Origin of the sequence: Clostridium sartagoforme (assembly GCF_004794105.1) — a bacterium.
GTDB classification, from domain to species: Bacteria; Bacillota; Clostridia; order Clostridiales; family Clostridiaceae; genus Clostridium; species Clostridium sartagoforme_B.
The window spans coordinates 1-21435 of sequence record NZ_SRYR01000005.1; the positions used below are offsets into that span (position 1 = coordinate 1).

Annotated in this window: 15 protein-coding genes and 2 pseudogenes; 15 read left to right on the plus strand and 2 right to left on the minus strand. The window is 28.0% G+C overall.

The annotated features are described in order from the left end of the window. Nucleotides 1-473: 473 nt before the first annotated feature. On the plus strand, nucleotides 474-1628 hold the full coding sequence (locus tag E5347_RS10700) for a hypothetical protein (protein WP_136007226.1): 1155 nt from the start codon (nucleotides 474-476) through the stop codon (nucleotides 1626-1628). Nucleotides 1629-1677: 49 nt separating this feature from the next. Here E5347_RS10700 and E5347_RS10705 read toward each other — a convergent pair whose 3' ends face one another. Beyond that, nucleotides 1678-2754, minus strand: coding sequence for a DNA cytosine methyltransferase (locus E5347_RS10705; RefSeq protein ID WP_136007227.1), 1077 nt, complete (start codon nucleotides 2752-2754; stop codon nucleotides 1678-1680). 72 nt (nucleotides 2755-2826) lie between these two features. Here E5347_RS10705 and E5347_RS10710 point away from each other — a divergent pair. The 8 genes and pseudogenes from E5347_RS10710 to E5347_RS10745 all read left to right on the plus strand — a co-directional run. Then, nucleotides 2827-5192 (plus strand): annotated as a pseudogene (locus tag E5347_RS10710) (DUF3427 domain-containing protein); the annotation flags it as partial. 65 nt (nucleotides 5193-5257) lie between these two features. After that, on the plus strand, nucleotides 5258-5641 hold the full coding sequence (gene mutT, locus E5347_RS10715; RefSeq protein WP_136007228.1) for an 8-oxo-dGTP diphosphatase MutT: 384 nt from the start codon (nucleotides 5258-5260) through the stop codon (nucleotides 5639-5641). Nucleotides 5642-6673: 1032 nt separating this feature from the next. Further along, a complete protein-coding gene (locus E5347_RS10720) occupies nucleotides 6674-7300 on the plus strand; it encodes a class I SAM-dependent methyltransferase (protein ID WP_136007229.1) in 627 nt (208 codons plus the stop codon). Between the two features lie 169 nt (nucleotides 7301-7469). Further along, nucleotides 7470-8621, plus strand: coding sequence for a trans-sulfuration enzyme family protein (locus E5347_RS10725; protein ID WP_136007230.1), 1152 nt, complete (start codon nucleotides 7470-7472; stop codon nucleotides 8619-8621). Next, nucleotides 8614-9066, plus strand: coding sequence for an S-ribosylhomocysteine lyase (locus E5347_RS10730; protein ID WP_136007231.1), 453 nt, complete (start codon nucleotides 8614-8616; stop codon nucleotides 9064-9066). Before E5347_RS10725 ends, E5347_RS10730 begins: the two co-directional genes overlap by 8 nt. Then, complete coding sequence (locus tag E5347_RS10735; RefSeq protein WP_136007232.1) at nucleotides 9050-9958, plus strand: PLP-dependent cysteine synthase family protein; 909 nt, start codon at nucleotides 9050-9052, stop codon at nucleotides 9956-9958. The genes E5347_RS10730 and E5347_RS10735 overlap by 17 nt, the downstream gene beginning before the upstream one ends. Before the next feature lie 206 nt (nucleotides 9959-10164). Next, entirely contained in the window at nucleotides 10165-10284 is a 120-nt protein-coding gene (locus E5347_RS17100) for a hypothetical protein (protein ID WP_243109776.1), read from the plus strand. Beyond that, nucleotides 10250-10384, plus strand: a pseudogene (locus E5347_RS10745) (family 1 glycosylhydrolase); the annotation flags it as partial. The gene E5347_RS17100 and the pseudogene E5347_RS10745, both read left to right, overlap by 35 nt. A 179-nt stretch (nucleotides 10385-10563) precedes the next feature. Here the strand turns inward: E5347_RS10745 and E5347_RS10750 are convergent. Next, nucleotides 10564-11736: a MupG family TIM beta-alpha barrel fold protein gene (locus tag E5347_RS10750; protein WP_136007233.1), complete on the minus strand. Its 1173-nt coding sequence runs from the start codon at nucleotides 11734-11736 to the stop codon at nucleotides 10564-10566. Between the two features lie 420 nt (nucleotides 11737-12156). Between E5347_RS10750 and E5347_RS10755 the strand changes: the two genes are divergently transcribed. The 6 genes from E5347_RS10755 (at nucleotide 12157) to E5347_RS10780 (ending at nucleotide 21318) form a co-directional block, all read left to right on the plus strand. Then, nucleotides 12157-12942 (plus strand): CsxC family protein, encoded by a 786-nt coding sequence (locus E5347_RS10755; RefSeq protein ID WP_136007234.1) that lies wholly within the window; start codon nucleotides 12157-12159, stop codon nucleotides 12940-12942. 284 nt (nucleotides 12943-13226) lie between these two features. Further along, on the plus strand, nucleotides 13227-13997 hold the full coding sequence (locus E5347_RS10760; protein WP_136007235.1) for a CsxC family protein: 771 nt from the start codon (nucleotides 13227-13229) through the stop codon (nucleotides 13995-13997). 151 nt (nucleotides 13998-14148) lie between these two features. Beyond that, nucleotides 14149-16041, plus strand: coding sequence for a CsxC family protein (locus tag E5347_RS10765; protein ID WP_136007236.1), 1893 nt, complete (start codon nucleotides 14149-14151; stop codon nucleotides 16039-16041). 356 nt (nucleotides 16042-16397) lie between these two features. Next, entirely contained in the window at nucleotides 16398-17771 is a 1374-nt protein-coding gene (locus tag E5347_RS10770) for a glycoside hydrolase family 32 protein (RefSeq protein WP_136007237.1), read from the plus strand. Next, entirely contained in the window at nucleotides 17764-19158 is a 1395-nt protein-coding gene (locus E5347_RS10775) for a sucrose-specific PTS transporter subunit IIBC (protein WP_136007238.1), read from the plus strand. The genes E5347_RS10770 and E5347_RS10775 overlap by 8 nt, the downstream gene beginning before the upstream one ends. A gap of 12 nt (nucleotides 19159-19170) precedes the next feature. Beyond that, entirely contained in the window at nucleotides 19171-21318 is a 2148-nt protein-coding gene (locus E5347_RS10780; protein ID WP_136007239.1) for a glycoside hydrolase family 3 N-terminal domain-containing protein, read from the plus strand. The last annotated feature ends 117 nt before the right edge of the window (nucleotides 21319-21435 follow it).

Here is a 21435-nt window from a genome sequence, read left to right on the forward strand (position 1 = left end):
ATTGACCTGTTCACGGGATCGCCGGTAAAAAGTAGCAAATAGGAAAACCACCCGACGAGGGTGGTAGCTGAAACTGTTTTGCGATTGGCAGTTATTCAGAGCACGAGTAGTGCCGCCAGTATCATGCCCTTATAGGGCTTAATCAAGCCACCAGCTAAGCTGGTGGTACATGACTTAAAATGAAATTTGTATTTATGGTTATTTATTGATTTATTTATAATTCAGCACAAACGAGTTAATTTTTAAGATTAATAGAATCTGGTATATGTCTATATTAATATATTATTAGCCTAATATAAATTTAGTATATAAATAGGAATTAATATTTTTTATAAATATATTGGGTATAAATCTCTAATAACCTATTATATCCAGTACATCCATATTGATACTATATACTTGGAACTTATGTTTGTGTATAGTGTAATTATTAATAAAATTCTAAGATACTTGTCTTGATAAAGGAGGAGAATATGACTATCAGAACTAATGAAGAAATAGCAAAAGATAATATTAAAAAATTATTAAATGAATTAGATAATTACTCATTTGAAGTTATCATTACTGATATATGGTGCTTATACAATACTATGTCAAATAAGATAAATTATAATTATATATTTATAACTCCTGAAAGGTATGACTTTGGAATTGACTCTATTATAATTCCAGAGAATAATATATCACTTAAAGATAGAAGTTGTTATCTTATACAAATAAGTAAATCAAGAAAAAGTATGGATAACTTAAAGAAATTTTTAGATAAATCTTCAATGAAAAATTATAATGATATTATTCCTAATGATTGTATAAATGAAAAAAGAGTTCTAATAACTTTAAAAAGATCTAATTTAAAGAATCATAATATTGAGGTTATATCGGATGAAAATTTGATTGATATAGTATACAAAGTCGGAATAAATTACAATTTAATTGATGGTTGTGGAGTATTTATTAGGGAATATATAAGTAACATTGAATTTAGAGCAGAATTATGGGAATTAGTTAATATATATAGGAAAAAACGAAAATTTGATATTATGGATAAATATATAAATATTTTAATGCTAAATTATGAATTAATTAAACAAAAAAGTTTTACAATGCTTGAAAGCATTAATTCTATAATCGATCAAAAAATGAAGGAGACTCTTGATTATATTACATTAGGAGATGATAAAGAGAAATATAAAGCTATTATTATGACAAAATTTAGTGTCGTAGCAGATGATAACTGTTTAAATGATATAAATAATGTTAATGAGTTAGTTAAATTTTTATTAGAGCGTATTTGTTATGATATGTCTAAATATCAAATAGTACCTAGATGTACATATTTGTCTTTAAAGCATAGAAAAAGTAATTCAGTTATAGCATATTTTAGTTATAAATATAATAAAAATGCTGAATCTTATAATTTTGGATTCAAATGTACAATGGAGGATATAAGTAAAAAATATCATAATGATATAAGAATACGAAAAATAAGTAAAGAAGATAAAGGGGAGAAAGTTAGTGATTCATGTAACTTTAATACACCTTTATTATTCAATAAACCCAATTTAGTAAATGATAAAGAACTTATAAAAGAGCTTTTAATAGAATCTGAAAAGAGTGTTATGAAATAACTTATAAAAAATAACTCCTCCTTTATATATTAATTAGGAGGAGTTATTTTTATATCATATCTAATTTATCTTTTATTTTTTCAGCAAATTGTTGTGCAAGTAATGGTGGCACTGCATTTCCAATTTGTAGTCTTATATTTGATATATTATCATCATAGAAAATAAAATTATCAGCAAATGTTTGAATTCTAGCAGCTTCTCTACACGTTAGACATCTAGGTAGTTCATAATGCATGGTTTCTCCATCGCCACTAGGAGTATTAAATTTTCTAGTAATTACTTTGCTTACATCATAAGGATGAGATCTTATATGATATTGATTTGATTTGTAATATTCTCCAGATTTAAGTGTTTTCAAAATTTCAATAGTGTCAGGTTTATTAAAGGGAGATATATTATTATAAATACTAACATCTGAATTATGCATTAAAATCTGGTAAGAACTAAAGTTTTGTGGGGGGATTGTTTGTTTGATATTTAAGTCATTTGATTTAATTGGAGTTAAAGTTTTTAGATCCCCAATAGCTTCTTCTAGGGAAATTAATGGAAATGTTGTATTGCATAGATCTTTAAGGTCAAAATCTATGCCTAAATTATTACCTATAAAAAAACCTCTATGCCTCTTTTGAGGAATTCCGAATTCTTCAGTGTGGATTTTATTCAATTTGGTTTTATATCCAAAAAAATTGAAAAGTTTATTAATAAAATTAAAGTCTTCAGTTCTAAATAGATTTGGATGATTTTCTAAAATAAATAATTTTGGATGTAATAAAAGTACTAATCTAAAAAAATGATATGATAAAGGTAGAGTCTGTAAACTATTTTGCAAAAAGTTAATAGTAGAAGTTTTTGTTTTTTTATTAGGATTACTAGGGGAATAGTCTTGACATGGAGGGCTTCCTATGACAATATCTACATTTTTATATTTGGTGATTTCTGTGATTTTATTAATTGTTAGTGTGCTTATATCTGCTTCTAAAAAATCAGTAACAATATTTTTTTTATAAGTTTCCATACAAGCTATATTATTGTCTATACCAAGCAACATATTAAATCCGGCTTTTTTAAATCCATATGAAAAGCCTCCAACACCACAGAATAAATCTATTACATTATAAGTTTTCAAGTTATACCTCTAAAATAAATATTACTTTATATTTATATTCAATTTAAAAGAAATAAAGAATTAGAATATGAATTTATTAAGAAGTTTGAAGCTACTTTTGAAAGTTATTGGAATGATGGAGAATTTACATCTTATTTAGAAACTGAAGAGGATAAAAATTTATTAAGGAGCTCTTTAAATAGAGAAAAGAAAGTTGATTAAGAAGAATTCAACTTTTCCTTTGATATAAGATCATATTCTTATCAAAGGAAGATATTAGATAAGTTAAAGGTTGAAAGAGAGCTATTTAATAAAAATAAAATAAAAATCTTATTATTTCAGCAACAGGAGTAGGAAAAACAGTGATTTCAGCCTTTGATTATAAGAATTTCTGCAAAGAAAATAAGAAACAACCAAATAGATTATTATTTGTTGTTCATAGAGAAGAAATTCTTAAGCAAGCAAGAGATACTTTTAGAGCAATACTTAAGGATAATAACTTTGGTGATTTAATGGTTGGAGATAACGTTCCAAATAGTTTAGAGCATTTATTTGCATCTATTCAAAGTTTTAATAGTAAGGACTTATGTGAAATTACTACAAAGGATTATTATGATTTTATTATTGTAGATGAATTTCACCATGCAGCAGCTCCATCTTATCAAAGATTATTAAGCTATTATAAGCTTAAGGTTTTACTTGGATTAACAGCAACTCCAGAAAGAGCTGATAATAAGGATATATTTAAATATTTTGAAGATAGGATTTCAGGGGAAATAAGATTACCAGAAGCAATTGATAGAAAGCTATTAAGCCCATTTCAATACTTTGCTGTATCTGATTTAGTAGATTTATCAACTTTAAAATGGCAAAGAAAAGGATATAGTATAAGCGAGTTAAGTAATGTTTATACAGGAAATGATATAAGAGTAAATGAGATAGTAACTGCTTTAAATAAATATGTAACAGATATTGATGATGTTATAGGTTTAGGTTTTTGTGCAAGTAAAGAGCATGCTAATTTTATGTCTAAAAGATTTAATGAATTTGGAATTCCTTCTATAGCATTAACTGATAAAAGTAAGAAAGAAGAAAGAGCAGAAGCAAAGAAAAGATTAGTAAATAAAGAAATTAAGTTCATTTTTGTTGTGGATTTATATAATGAAGGTGTGGATATTCCAGAAATTAATACAATATTATTTTTAAGACCAACAGAAAGCTTAACAGTATTTTTGCAACAACTTGGAAGAGGTTTAAGACTTCATGAAGATAAAGAATGTTTAACTGTTTTAGATTTTGTAGGACAAGCGCATAAGAATTATAGCTTTGAAGAAAAGTTTAGAGCATTAATTGGAAGAAGTAATAGATCTGTGAAAGATTATATTGAAAATGGATTTTTAACCTTACCTAAGGGTTGCTATATTCAATTAGAAAAGGAAGCTAAAGAATTTATATTAAGAAATATAAAATCTGCAACTAATTCAAAAGCAAATTTAATTAATAAGCTTAGAACTTTTAAGGATGATACAGCTTTAGATTTAACCTTAGAAAATTTTTTAGAGTATCATAACTTATCCTTAGTAGATTTTTATGGGAAAAGCAAAGATAAAAGTTTTTATAGAATGTGTGAATTAGCAGATGTAAGTGCAAACTTTAATGATAATAATGAATATGAAATAACAAAGAAGCTATATAATTTATTATTTATTAACTCAAGAAGATTTATAGAATTTATAGTTAATTTAATAAGAAATAACAGTGATATTAATAATATTGAATTTACTCAAGATGAATCATTAATGCTTAATATGATGTATTATATTTTCTATAATGATGTACCTAAGAAAGTAGGTTTAGCTTCATTAAAGCAAGGTATTAATAGACTGCTTAATAATAAAACTATGATGAAGGAAGTTTGTAATATATTAACTTATAATTATAAGAACCTTGAATTTGTTGATAAAAAAGTGGATTTAGGTTTTGAATGTCCTTTAGATTTACATTGTGATTATACAACAGATGTAATAATGGCTACCTTTGGTTATTACAATGAAGATAAGAAGCCTGCATTTAGAGAAGGAGTTAAGTACTTTGAAAATAAGAAAACAGATATATTCTTTATTACCTTAAATAAAAGTGATAAGGATTTTTCACCTTCTACCCTTTACGAGGATTATGCTATAAACGAGAAACGATTCCATTGGCAAACACAATCAAGAACTTCAGTTGAAAGTCCAACAGCACAAAGATATATTAATCACAGAGCAACTAATAATAAGATAGCTCTTTTTGTTAGAGAATACAAAGATAGAGATGGATTAACATCACCATTTACTTATTTAGGTACTTGTGAATATAGAAATCACAGTGGAAATAAACCAATAAGCTTCATATGGGAACTACATGAAGAAATCCCACCAAAGATGATAAATAAAGCGAATAAATCCATTATAATTTAATTGATATGGTTAACTATAACTTGAATATTCAATTATAAAAATACTTAGCAAAGGAAGAATAAAGTATGAAAACAATAGAAGTAGTAGCAATTATTAAAAAAGAAGATAAAATTTTTATTACTCGTAGAAGTTATGGAGAGTTTGCTGACATGTGGGAATTCCCAGGTGGGAAGATAGAGTTAGGAGAAACTAGAGAAAACGCATTAATAAGAGAAATTAAAGAAGAACTTGAGCTATATATTAATAAGTTAGAATATCTAACAACAGTAGATTATGATTATCCTAATTTTCACTTAACTATGCATTGTTATATATGTGAAATTTGTGGTGGAAGCCTTAACTTAAATGCACATAATGATGCAAAGTGGGTTTCATTAGCGGAATTATCATCACAAGATTGGGTTCCAGCAGATATTGAAGTGGTTAGAAAGTTATTAGAAGTTTATTAGTATAATGAATTATTATTTTTAGTAACTATAGAATAAGAACAACACAATTTCTTTAGATTAATTATATAACTTTAACATAAATGATCAGTTTAAAACAAGTTATTATAAAAATACTTTAAAATAGCCTCTATAATAAATTTTTACATTATTATAGAGGCTATTTTTTATTTTATTAGAAATAAGTAAAATTATAAAAAATAAAGTTAAATTATCTCAATCTCAAGAACATTTCCCACACGTCCACTATATAATATTATATAAAAGTAATCCGATAGGAAATAAGCAAAGACGAGAAGAGTAAATTAATAAAAACTTGCAGAGAGAAGTCTCCTTGGCTGTGAGGGATTTTAAGTAGATATTAATTGAAGTGCATCTCTGAGCTCTGAATCGAAATTTTAGTAGACTTCAGCGGGTACGCCTGTTATAGCGTTGAGGTATTTATGTACCAATAAATTGAGATGTCTGTTTATATAATTATATATTATATAAAAGATAATTAGAGTGGAACCGTGGAAGTTTACTTCTGCCTCTAAGTTTTTAGAGGTAGGAGTTTTTTTATTTATTAGATATCTAAAGATAAAGACAGAGAATAATTATATTTATATTTAACTTATAGATGATTCTTATTAAGTAGACAAGCTGGAGTTTTACAAAGTGATTCTTATCTTCAGGGAGAGTTTTCTTAAAAAGTAGAGAACCAAAATCTTGTATTTTGTGTGAATCACTTTCACAGAGTACTGGATGCCTACTCCATTTGAAGGCTAGAAGAATTAATCCAGGCGCGTAGCAGTGCTTAGCTCCCACTTATAGAAGTTGGGAGTGTTAGCAATGATAGCGATGGGATAAAATTTAGGTTATTTTCATTAAGATGGACAATTTAGTAGTTTCGTAAAATTTAGATTTATTTTTATTACAGTAGACAGGATAAAATATTTAGCAAATAAGAGTTAGTTATTAGTTAAACAAATAAGCTGGAATTTTAATTAATGTATAAAACTATGAAAAATTATTAATAAACAACGGAGGGATATTATGAATTCTATACAATACTTTGATTCTATAGCTGAAAAATGGAATGTTATTCGTAGTGATTACTTTGAGGAAAGGTTGAAATATAAAATTTTATCAATAACTAATATAAAGGATAAGGTTGTAGCTGATTTAGGATGTGGTACAGATTTTGTTTCTTTAGCCTTAGTAAATGAAGCAAGTATAGTATTTTCAGTAGATAATTCAAGCAATATGCTTAAGCAGTTAAGAGCTAATGCTTTAGATAAAAATTATAAAAATTTATATCTTATTAAATCTTCCCTTGATAGTTTATCACTTTTTGATGAATCAGTAGATGTTGTTTTTATAAATATGGCACTTCATCATATAAAGGATGCTAAAAAGGCAATATCAGAAATGCATAGAGTCTTAAAGAAGGATGGAGTAGTTATTATATCTGATGTTATGGAGCATAATGGTGAGTGGGCAAGGGAAGAAATGTTTGATGAGTGGCTTGGATTTTCAAATAAGCAAATAGAAAATTGGCTAGGTGAAGCTGGCTTTAATAATATACAAATTGAAAATACAGATCTAAGCTGTAAAGGCTATTCTAGTAAGGGTGAGTTTACTGAAACAGGAATTTTTATAGCTAAGGCAACTAAAAAATAGATATAAAATTACTATAAAAAGTGAATATAAAATACATCAAAAAACTGAAAACTTAAGCAGCTAGGGTGGATTTTATATCAAAGCTTAATTAACTAGGAAAAAATTTTATGTCTAAGCTTAATTATTCATAAAAGAATTATTTATAAAAATAATAGGGGGCAATTAGAAAATGAAAATAGAATCATTATTAATCCATGGTGGAATAGATGGAGATGAGAAAACAGGTGCTGTAAATATACCCATATACCAGACTTCAACTTATAAACAGCCTGAGTTTGGTGTAAATAAGGGGTATGAATATTCAAGAACAAAGAATCTAACAAGGGAGGCATTAGAAAAACTTGTTTCAGAGCTTGAGGAAGGTTATGCAGGTTTTGCTTTTGCTTCAGGAATGGCAGCTACAACTGCCGTTCTTTCCCTTTTTAAATCTGGAGATACGATAGTTATTTCAGATAATTTATATGGGGGAACTTTTAGGGTATTAGATAAGGTTTTTAATCACTTTGAAATTAAATATAAAATAGTTAATACTTCTAATTTAGATGAAGTAAAGAAAAGTATTAATAAAGATGTAAAAGCTATTTTTATAGAAACTCCAACAAATCCTTTAATGGATATAACTGATATTGAAGGTATTTCAACTATAGCCAAGGAAAGGAACATATACACTATAGTTGATAATACTTTTATGACTCCTTACCTTCAAAAGCCAATTAACCTTGGGGCTGATATAGTTGTTCATAGTGCTACTAAGTATATTGGTGGACATAGTGATACAGTTTCAGGATTAGTTGTTGTTAATAATGAGGATTTAGCAAAGAGACTTCATTTTATTCAAAATTCAACTGGTGGAGTTTTATCTCCTTTTGATTCCTTTATGTTAATAAAAGGTCTTAAGACATTAGCTGTTAGAATGGATAGGCATATTGAAAATACAAAGAAGGTCGCTGAATTTTTAAGAAATAGAGAAGAAGTAGAAAAGGTGTATTATCCAGGCTTTAAAGACAGCTTAGGATATGAAATTCAAAAAAGACAAGCTAATGGATATGGTGGAATGATATCATTTATTATTAAAGAAGGATATGACTATAAAAAATTTTTTAATAGACTTCAGATAATAACTTTTGGAGAAAGCTTAGGTGGAGTTGAATCATTAGCTTGCCATCCAGCTTCAATGACTCATGCTTCAATACCTTATGAAATAAGAGAAAAGGTTGGAATAGTTGATAATTTAATAAGACTATCTATTGGTATAGAAAATGTTGAGGACTTAATTAAAGATATAGAAAATGCATTAAAGGAGAGTAAGATAAATGGTTAAAGTAGAAAGTTTTTCACTAGATCACACAAAGGTTAAGGCACCTTATGTTAGAAAATGTGGAACACAAAAAGGTGTAAAAGGAGATATAATATCTAAATTTGATTTAAGATTTATGCAACCTAATTTAGAAATATTACCAAACCCAGCAATTCATAGTTTAGAGCATTTACTTGCAGGACTTATGAGAGAAAAAATAGATAATATAATAGATATTTCACCAATGGGATGTAGGACAGGTTTTTATTTGACTGCATGGGGAGAAGTTGAAGTAGATACAGTAATAGAGGCTCTAGAATATAGCTTAAGAAAAGTATTAGAAGAGGAGGAAGTTCCAGCAGCTAATGAACTTCAATGTGGTAATTATAGAGATCACTCTTTAGAGCTTGCAAAGGAATATTCCAATAAAGTATTAGAGAAGGGATTCAGCAGTGAAGTATTTCGATAATATACAAGAGCTAATAGGAAATACACCTATAATTAAGCTTAATAATTTAAATATTAAGGCAGGAGTTAATATATTTGCAAAACTTGAAAATAACAATCCTGGAGGAAGTGTAAAAGATAGAATAGGAATTTATATGATTGAAGTAGCTGAAAAAGAAGGAATATTAAAAAGAGGATATACAATAATTGAAGCAACTGCTGGAAATACTGGAATTGGAATAGCAATTGCAGCAATAAATAAGGGCTACAATATAATATTTGTAGTTCCTGAAAAATTCTCTATAGAAAAGCAAACTTTAATGAGGGCTTTAGGAGCTACAATTGTAAATACCCCTAGAAAGGAAGGAATGCTTGGAGCTGTAGAAAAAGCAGATAAATTACTATTAACTATAGAAAATTCAATAAGTTTAAGACAATTCGAAAATCAGGCAAATCCTCTTGCACATTATGAAAAAACAGGTCCTGAAATATATGAAGCAATGAATGGAAAAATAGATTATTTTGTATCAGGTGCTGGAAGTGGAGGAACATTTACTGGAGTAGTAAAATTTCTGAAGGAGAAAAATAATAATATAAAGGCAATATTAGCAGATCCAGAAGGCTCTACCATGGGAGGAGGAATTGAAGGCTGCTATGATATAGAAGGTATAGGAAATAACTTTATTCCAAGTACCATGGATATGAAGCTAGTTGACGATGTTATAAAAGTTTCTGATAAAGAGGCTTATGACATGGTGAAGTTAATTGCATTAAAGGAAGGCCTTATTGTAGGAAGCTCATCTGGAGCAGCTCTATCTGCAGCATTAAAGCTAGCAGATAAAATAGAAAAAGGTAATATAATTACTATTTTACCTGATAGAGGAGATAGGTATTTTAGTAAGAATATATATTAATAAAGATAAATTATGGAGGAGAGTAACTCCTAGTCTTTATCCTGAACCCTAGATGATATGGAGAGATGTATTGTCTAGGGTTATTTAGTTTAGAATAAAGAATAATGAGCCATATCATATGTAAGCCTTCAAATTTTATATTTAGAAAGTTTAAACATTATGAAGGAAAAGTTAAGTATTGGTTGACATTCAATGAAATTAATATAATGGAATTTGCTCCTTTTGTTGCAGGGGGAGTAGCTGATCCAACACCTCAAAATAAGGCACAAGCAGCTCATAATCAATTTGTGGCAAGTGCAAAAGCGCTATGGTTTTGTTTACGTTGATCGTGATGATGAAGGAAATGGAACTTTAGATAGAAGTAGGAAAGATAGTTTCTATTGGTATAAAAAGGTGATTGAAACGCAAGGAAAAGATTTAGATTAATTGAAAAATAAAAATAGCTTTTTAATAATACATTAAAACAAAATATAAATAATATATGAAAAGAAGAAAAGCTGACTCCTGTTTAATTCAGGAATCAGCTTTTATCTTATCACCCGATACTTCTTACTGTATTTAATAAGAGGATATTATTATGGGAAATTTTATTATAAGTATGAATATTACTTAGTCTTATTAATGAAACCGAAGACTTCAGTACCTTCCATAGAATCTAATAACATTATTTCTTCTTCTGAAATACGTCCTAATAAGTTACGTTGACCATCAACTTCTATATCTTTTAATACAATTTGAACTTCACCAAGATAATGAGCTAGGTTATTATTAACTATTACAACATCTCCACGGGTAAAGTGTGTTTTATTACATTTTCTTTCTGGAATAGATTTTCCTTTATAAATAACTCTAGTAAAGCGAGAACGAAGCATATAATTTAAACAGTCTCCCATATCATTATGAGTTTGGAAATCAAATAGAATTTCTTTTTCTAAGTCACTAATACCTTTTTCAAGGTTAATGTTAAAAGGAACTCTTTTTATATCACCATTAGGAATAAAGTTTTTAAAGATACCGAAAGAATCATTAACTGGTACATTGATAAATACTTCCTTCATAATGTTATCAATAGCTTTAAATTCGTCTTCACTTGCAAAGGCATTTCCTATTAAAATTTCATCTACATTATTCATAACTAAGCAATGTTTTAGTTGAAGATCGATTGGTAATTTTCTATGATCTTCAATTGTTGGAAGACCATCACTTACTGGCCAAGGTCCATGTGTTCCCTCAACTAGACTTGAAATGAAAATTCCTACTTTAATATTCTTACTTTGCCAGTAGTTATTTAAATCATTAATTTTCTCAACGCTAGGGGCAGTATATTTTTGTGGGTAGAAATTATGACAAGTTGATAAATTTTCAATATTAGCACCATTAGTTATTGCTTTTTCAATAACATCAATAAATGATGTAGACATTTCAATATGAATTCCATCCTTATTATTAATTAGAACGGCATCTCTCTCATCGTTAAAGGCGAAGTCCATACGAATAGTATCTATACCCATTTCTTTAAATACAGATAAGTCAGTTTCAGTTGCTCCCATTTTTGCAAAGAATTCACCATTTGCATCACCGGATACTTCCATACCATATTTATGAGCTATTTCACTAAAAGATTTAAAGTAGTTAACAATTTCTTCTTTTGTACCTTCTACAGAGAATAAACTTGTAAATACCTTTGTAAAACCATACTTGGATGCAAGTTTTAAATATGCATCTATCTCTTCGATTTTTTCTTGCTCTGGATATACAGAAACTCCTAAACGAACCATTTAATAATCCTCCTATTAATTAATTATTTTATAAATTAACATTGTATATATCATTAAAATATAAAAAAACCGCTTGCAAAAGAATATAAAATACATCTTTGCAAAACAGGTTTAGCGCTTGTACTTAAACTGTTACTATTTACTTTACAATTATATTGTGATCATTTTCAGAGGGGTTGTCAATATTTTTCAGTAAGAAGAATAGTAAAAATAAGAAATTTTAGGAAGATAATATGCTGTGATTTCAGTTAGTAGTATTATAAGCCTTTGTTCTATAAATTAAATAAAGTGACAATTATATATATATTATTAATAGAAAAAAATTTTTGTTCATAGGCACAAAATTAAGGAAATTTTATATTATGTAATATAAGGATTAACTAACAATATTTTAACTAGATAAACGGAGGAAGTGTTATTATGAACGATAACAATCTAAATACAAATGAAAATGTAGCTGAAAATGCAGCTTTAGTAGGACACTGTGCAGAGGTTAAGAGTCAACCACAATCTTTAACTGAACAAACTCCTGTAGCTCCTACTGTAATCACACCAGGACCAGTAGTAGTTAAGGTTCCAGTTGTATTAGCTGAGACCAATATAACAATCCCAGTTGAAGCTACTATCAAATTAGATAAGGAAGCTTTAGAAATTAAGAGAATTAGAAAAAATGTATATTTAAACCAATCTAGGCTTATTCCATTTTCTCAAGATGGTCAATTTGGAACTGGATTACTATTTATAAGTGGATTTATAAGAAAAAATATAGAGTATGCAACTAAAACTTGCAGTAAGTATGGATCTCCTAATATTTGTGGAGAGATAAGACATTGTACAGTTGAAGTGCCTTTTAACTTTACAACAAGAATTACTTTTATTAGACAACCATTATTTACTCCGAATTTTGGACCAAGTGAATTAGAATTCTTTAATGATAAAAATAAGAGTTGCGATGCTTGTGCAGATCCAGTTATTGGACGTAATGTTTGTGATCAAAGCTTTTTCAATGTAGAATTCTTTAATGAAAAGCCTTTTACTGAATTAGTAAGAGCAGATATAGCTGAAATCGACATTCACACAGACCCATATAAGAATTGTAAAGTTCCTACAGAGCAATTATTTACTAAACTTACAGAAAAAATAGTTGTTAATTTGACATTAAAAGTATTACAAAATCAACAAGTAAGAGTTACAGCATTAGCTTAATAGAACTATCAATATAAGAATTATAAAATAATTTTATAAGGATTTACTAATTAATAGAATAATAATTTAAAATAAGTATGTCCTCGGCAATATTTAATATAAGTATTGTCGAGGATTTTTTTATTTATTAGGCAAATAAATACGGATGATAATTTTAATTATAGACAATAAATATTATAAGTGTTTTTATTTATTCATGTACATAAACGTCGAATTTTGTATATCATACATTAGATAGTTTATTAACTTATATATAACTAGATGAAAATGGAGGAAACTATATAATGGCTGATAATATTGAAAACACTAATGATTTTGAAGTTGTAGTAGATACTTGCGCTACAGTTAATTCTAAGGTTCAATCTTTAACAGAACAAACTCCTGTAAAACCTGATGTTATTAAAAGTGGTTCTGTATTTGTAAAGGTACCAGTTGTACTAGCAGAGGTGAATTTAACAATTCCAGTTGAGGCTACTATCACATTAGACAGAGAAGCTATAGAAATAAAGAGAATTAAGAAGAATGTATATTTAACACAATCTCGTATTATTCCTTTTTCTCAAGATAGCTGCAAAGATAATGGAATACTATTTATAGCAGGATTTATAAGAAAAAATATTGAGTATGCAACTAAAAGCTGTAGTACAAAGGGCAGTTCAAATATATGTGGAGATATAAGACACTGCACAGTTGAAGTCCCATTTAATTTTACAACAAGAGTTGATTTTATAAGAGAGCCTATTTTTGAAAAAAATACAACTCCAAGGGAAGTAGAATTCTTTACAGATAAGAATAAGAGTTGTGATGCTTGTGCTGATCCTGTAATAGGGAAAAATCCTTGTGAAGATAGTATCCAATTTACTGAGTTCTTTAATGAAAAACCATTTACTGAATTAGTAAGGGCGGATGTGACAGAAGTTGATATTCAAACAAATCCAGAATTAAACTGCAAGTCTCCTACAGAACGAAGCTTTACTAAACTTACAGAAAAAATAATAGTAAACTTAACTTTAAAATTATTACAAAAGCAGCAAGTAAAGCTTACAGCTTTATAATTATTAAATAAATATAAATTAAGAAATTTAATATTATTTAATAATCTAATACAGACTTAAAGCTTTCTATAAGAGGTTTTAAGTCTGTTTTAAAATAGTCCTTTAAGATTACATACTTGAGTTTATAAATTTCTTAAGTGGAGGAGATATTATGGAGGGAATGAGCTATTCAAGACAAAACTATAGTGAACTTAAGAGAAGACAGTATGGTGGATATACTAGGAATCAGAATAATTATTTTTTATATATGAGAAATTATTATGAAGAATATATTAGAAAGCAAAATAAACAGTATTTAGATATGAAACAATACTATGAGGAATATATTAAAAATCAAAATAAGCAATACTTGTCCATGATGAAATATTATGAAGAACTTATTCAAAAGCAAAATGATAATTATAAAAATCTAAAAATAGATTATGATGAAAAGCTAAATTATTATACTGATTTTATTGATAATAAGAGAAATATCTATTTAAGTGATAGTTATCAAGAGGAAAGTGAAAATTCATATAATGAAGTTAATATAGATGATAATAATAAGACAACAAAATCAAAAGATAAACCTTATGAACTTTTAGAAACTACTGAAGAAGATTGTAATTTAGAATATAAAAATAATAGTGTAGGTGAATATAATAATTTAGAAAATACTTATTATAATGAGGAAAAAGATTCAATTAATAATGAAGAAAAAGATAGAAATAATAAAAAGGTTTTGGAAATAAATGAAGAGAAGATCCTAGAAGAGGATAGCAATGATTTTCAATCTTTATATAAAGAAAGAGAGTTAGAAGATTTTAAAGAAAAAGAGTTGGAAGAATGCAAAGAAAGCTTTATAGAAGATAGTAAGGAAGAATTTATAAAGTACACAAAGAAGGAACCTCTAGAAGAAAATAATGAAAATCGCTTAAAAGAAGAATATAAAGAAGAAAAAGATAGTGAGAATTTAAATAATAGTGAACATAAAGATTATAAAGAAGAAAAGCAAAGAAACCTATTAAAAAAAGAAGACAATACGGAATATAAGGAAAGACATAGATGTAGTGATAATTTTAATAAAGAGGTTTTAGAAATAAAGGATGAGAAGCTCTTAGATGAAGATGATAAAGTAGAGAATGAGGATAAAATTAGGTGTAGTGATAGCTTTAATAAAGAAGTTTTAGAGATAGAGGATGAGAGATTCTCAGAAGAAGATGGCAAAGCAGAGAATGAAGAAAGAATTAGGTGTAGTAATAGCTTTAATAAAGAAGTTTTAGAAATAGAGGATAAGAAATTCTCAGAAGCAGATGGCAAAGCAGAGAATGAGGAAAAAATCATTTGTAGTGAGAACTATAATAAAGAGATTTTAGCAATAAGGGATGAGACATACTTAGAAGACTATAAAGATATATATGTCAAATTTCCAATTATATTAGCAGAGACTAACATAGCAGTTACTATTGATGACACAATGAAAATAGGAAGAGATGTTAAGGAAATTAGAAGAATAAAAATGAATGCTTTTTTAAAGTCTTCTAACTTAGTTCCTATTTCATTAAAAAATTCAAAAGCTAATTCAGGAATGCTTTTTGTATCGGGATTTATAACAAAAAGTATTGAGTATGCTACTAAAACCTTTATAGAAGAAGGAAAGGAAGATAACTGTGGATATATAAAATATTGTATAGTTGAAGTACCTTTCAATTTCACTACTAAAATTATTTTTATTAGGCCACCAGTTTTTATTGAAAACTATAATATAAGAGAAGATTCTTCATGTGATACAATTAAGCTATACAATACCAATAACGATTCAATTAGTCTATGTGAAGATTGTAATGAAAATTTTCTATCTACTGAAGTATTTAATGAAAAGCCTTTTGTAGAATTAGTAAAGGCGAACTTTATAGAATTTAATATTCATAAGGATTTACCTTTAAAAGAAGATGAAGATATACAAGATAGATATACTAAGCTTAAAGGAAATATCATAGTAAATTTAAGAGTAAGAGTATTACAGGAGCAAAATTTAAGGGTAGAAATAGAAGAGAATTCCTAGATAAAAGAACCTATAATAGGAACTAGTTTTCATTGATAAATGTAAATAGTAATATTAAGATGTAACTTTAAAAATAAGAAAGAAAAAGAGCTTTGAATGGTATAAAAAGGTTATAACTTCAATGGACAAGATTTAGATTAATAATTTTTATAAAACTACTAGGATTAATAGAAAGTAATCCTAGTAGTTTTTATATTATTTTATTAATTATGTGTGATTAATAGTAGCTTCTTTATTATTAAATGCTAATCATGGTATTTATTTTGCCACTTGTGGTGGTAAATAAGCGACTTCAATTATAAAAATTAATATTATATAATTTTCTTGTAAACGATATGGAAAGAGGTGAAATTTAATTGGATATAAAAAAACAGATAAAACCTAAATATCATATTACACCTAAATATGGTTTTTTAAATGATCCAAATGGATTGGTCCAATTTAAAGGTGTATACCATGCTTTTTATCAATATTTAGAAAAAGTTACACCTCAAGGTAAAAAGAGTTGGGCACATTATACATCTAAAGATTTAGTACACTGGCAAGATGAAGGAATAGCGCTAAGACCAGATAGATGGTTTGACAAAGATGGTTGCTATTCAGGAAATGCTATTGTTTTTAATGAAAAAATATATTTATTTTATACTGGAAATGTAAGAGACGAAGATGGGGGAAGAGAAACTTATCAATGCCTTGCGACCTCAGAAGATGGAAAAACATTCGTAAAGCATGGACCAATTGTATATTTACCAGAAGGATATACATCTCATTTTAGAGATCCAAAAGTCTGGAGAGATGAAGAAGAAAGTTTATGGTATATGATTATAGGAGCACAGACTAGTGAAAAAAAAGGAAATGTAGCTCTTTTCTATTCAGAAGATTTATTACATTGGAATTATAAAGGTAAATTATTACCAGAAACAATGAATTGGGGATATATGTGTGAATGCCCAGATATAATTCATTTTGATGATAATTACATATTAATTGTAAGTAAGCAAGAGAAGATAATTGAAAATGGAATAGAAAAAGACAGTTGTAATGCTGTATGGATGAGTGGTGAATTTTTAAAGGAAGATGGGAAATTTATACCAAATAGTGATGAATGTAAACTAGATGAAGGATTTGATTTCTATGCGCCACAATCATTTATAGATGAGAAGAATAGAACTTTATACATGGCTTGGATGGGGGGAGGAGAGTATGATTATCAAATGTCACAGCCAGCTGTAAAAGATGGATGGCTTCATAGTTTTACTTATCCAAGAGAATTTGTTTATAAAGATAATCTACTATATCAAAAGCCCGTAAAGGAATTAGAAACTTTAAGAGATACAGAAATTAATAAAAATATTGAAGCAGAAAAAATAGATTTTAAATTAGATAATTTTTGTAATGAAATAAAATTGACTTTACAAGAACAAAAAGATTTTAGATTTATTGTTTTAGGATCATTGGAATTAGAATATGATTCATATGAAAAAATATTAAATATAAAAAGGCTTAATTGGCTTACCAATAGATTTGATGAAAAGAATATTAGTATTGAAGAAGATTTGAAAACAGTTAATTTATTTATCGATAATTCTTCAGTAGATTTATTTTTAAATGAAGGTAAGAAAGTAATCTCTATTAGATCTTATTTTAAAGAAGATAATATTCAAATTGATGCAAAAGGGAAATTACAATTAAGTTTATATTTATATAAAGGAGAGAATAGTAATGAGTGATAACTACCAAAAAATAGCTAAAGAAGTAATAGAAGCAGTGGGTGGGGAAGATAATATTATTTCAGCAGCACACTGTGCTACAAGATTAAGAATTATACTTAAAGATAGGAAAAAAGTTGATGATAAGGCAGTAGAATCAATTGATAAAGTAAAAGGATTTTTCTTTACTGCAGGACAGTATCAAATTATTTTCGGAACAGGAACAGTAAATAAGGTTTTTGAGCAAGTCAGTGCACTTGGTATAGCTAGTGCCTCAAAATCAGAGCAAAGTCAAATGGCATCAGAGCAAGGAAATAATAAGTTTAAAAGAGCAATTCGTATATTCTCAGATATATTTGTGCCTATTATACCAGCAATGGTTGCAACTGGTTTATTTATGGGGGTTAGAGGTCTATTATTACAAGAACAAATATTAGCTATATTTGGATTAACACCAGAAAGTATTCCTGCATCATTATTGACATTTACACAAATATTAACAGATACTGCATTTGGATTTTTACCAGTTCTTATTTGTTGGTCAGCATTTAAGAAGTTTGGAGGTTCTCCAATACTTGGTATTGTTGTAGGTCTTATGCTTGTTAGTCCATCACTTCCTAGTAGATGGGATGTATCACAAGGAACAGCAGAACCATTAGTGTTATTTGGAATTAAAATGGCTGGATATCAAGCCTCTGTATTACCTGCATTTTTAACTGGATTAGTTGGTGCAAAATTAGAAGTATGGTTTAGAAAAAGAATTTCAGATACATTAGATTTAATACTTACACCGTTTTTAACTTTATTATTATCATTAGTTTGTGGATTAATGATAATAGGACCAATTGCTAGTGAAATTGAAGCAGTCATATTAAACCTTATGGTATTTATATTTACACTGCCTTTTGGATTAGGAGGATTAATATGGGGTGGAATAAACCAATTAATCGTTGTTACAGGTGTTCACCAAGCATTAAGTGTTGTTGAAATACAAATGATTGCTGATACAGGTTGGAACCTTGTAAATCCAATTAGTACTTGTTCAATAGTTGCACAAGCTGGAGCGGCATTTGCTGTTGGAATTAAGAGTAAATCTAAAAAAATTAAAGCATTATCTTTCCCTTCAGTAATATCAGCACTTTTAGGAATTACAGAACCAGCTATATTTGGTGTTAATTTAAGATTTGTAAAACCATTCATAATGGGACTTGTAGGTGGAGCAGCAGGTGGATTTTTAGCTTCATTATTAAATCTTAAAGCAACTGGAATGGGTATAACAGCTATCCCAGGAACACTTCTTTATTTAAATAATCAATTTATATTATATATATTAGTTGCAGTATTTTCTTTCGGGGTTGCATTTGCACTTACATATTTATTTGGATATAAAGATAAGGAAGAAAATTAAGAGAGGAATTGTATGAAAAAAGAGGAAATAAAAAAGTTAGTATCTAATATGACTTTAGAAGAAAAAATAGGACAATTAACGCAAATTAGAACAAGTTATTATAATAATATGAATACATCAGGAACAGGGACAAAGTCCAAGCTTAATATAAATAATAATCAAAAGTGGATGATCGGAACTGTCTTAGGAAAATTAGATGCAGCTATGATGATTGAAATACAAAAAGAGTATTTAAAGAATAATCGTTTAGGAATTCCACTACTTTTCATGCATGATATTATACATGGTTTTAAGACTATATTCCCAATCCCATTAGCATTGTCTTGCTCTTGGGATGAGGGCTTAGTTGAAAAGACTGCAAGAATATCAGCGAAGGAAGGAAGCTCATCAGGATATCAAGCTACATTTTCTCCAATGGTTGATATAGTTAGAGACCCAAGATGGGGAAGAGTGATTGAAAGTTATGGAGAAGATACCCTTCTAAATAGTTTATTTGGAGCAGCAATGGTTCGTGGATATCAAAATAATGACTTAAAGGAAGAAGATACTTTAATTTCATGTGTAAAACATTTTGCAGCCTATGGAGCAGCAGAGGGAGGAAGAGACTATAATACAGTTGATATCTCAGAATATAGGCTGAGAAATGAATATTTCCCTCCTTATTATGAAGCAATTAAAGCTGGAGCAAAGTTAGTAATGGCTTCTTTTAATGTATTAAATGGAGTACCATCAACAGTAAATAGATGGCTTTTACGAGAAGTACTAAGAAATGAATGGATGTTCGATGGAACAGTTATTTCAGATTGGGGAGCAGTAAAAGAGTTAATCCCTCATGGAGTAGCAGAAGATAGTAAGGATGCAGCTGAACTATCTTTAAAGGCAGGAATAGATATTGAAATGTCAACAACTGCATATTTTGAGGCATTACCAGAACTTTGTAAAGATAAAAATATGGAAAAGTTATTAGATGAGGCAGTTGAAAAGGTGCTGCTTCTTAAAAATGAATGTGGATTATTTGAAGATCCATACAGAGGTGTTTCTACAGAAAAAGAAAAGAAAACCTTACTACGTAGTGATTTTAGAAAAGTAGCAAGAGAAGCAGCTTCAAAATCTATGGTATTATTGAAAAATTCAGGAGTCCTTCCTTTAGAATCTAATAAAAAAGTAGCATTAGTTGGACCTTATGCAAATAATAAATCAATATTAGGGCCCTGGTCACTAGATGGAGATTTAAATGATGTAGTTACAATATATGAAGGAATTAAGAATAAGAATATTATTATTGAAGCTGTTGAAACAACTCCTTTTAGTGATATTAATGAAGAAGATATAAGTAAATTAATGAATAAAGTAACAACTTCTGATGTTGTTATACTAGCTTTAGGTGAAGAGGAAAAACAAAGTGGTGAAGCAGGATCTGTAAGTAAAATATCATTAGAGTCTTCTCAAGTAAAGTTATTAGAAAGAATGAAAGAATTAAATAAGCCTGTTATAGTTCTTCTTGTTAATGGACGTCCTTTAGATCTTACTAATATAATAAATAAAGCTGATGCTATATTAGAATGTTGGTTTCCAGGTACTGAAGGTGGAAATTCTGTAGCAGACATATTAGTAGGTGATTATAATCCAAGTGGTAGGCTTACTATGAGTTTTCCAAATGGCGTAGGACAGATACCGGTTTATTATAATAATCTAGCAACAGGAAGACCAAAAGATTTACTTGTAAATGAAAAGAGATATAAATCTCAATATTTAGATATTCCAAATGAACCATTATTCCCATTTGGATTTGGAATTGGATATTCTAATTTTGAATATAGTGGATTAACATTTAATAAAAATAAAATAAAAAGAAATGAAGAAATAAAATGTAGTATTAAAGTTACTAATAAAGGAAAGTACAGAGGAATAGAAACAGTACAATTATATATGAGAGACAAAGTTGCAGATACATCAAGACCAGTTAAAGAATTAATTAATTTTAAACAAGTTGAGATTAATCCTAATGAAATTGAAATTGTAGATTTTGTTATTAGTGAAAAGCAACTTCGTTATTGGAATACAGAAAATCAATATAAAAGTGATGATGGAGTATTCGAATTTACTATAGGTAAAGATTCATCTAGTGGAGCTATGTTTGAAGTTACATTAATTAGTTAGATTAATTATTTAACATAAAATTACTGCTATATATTTAGGACATGAATTTATCATATATAATGTTTTGTTAATAATATATATGAAATTAAGTTTTTATATAAAAATTATTGTAAAATA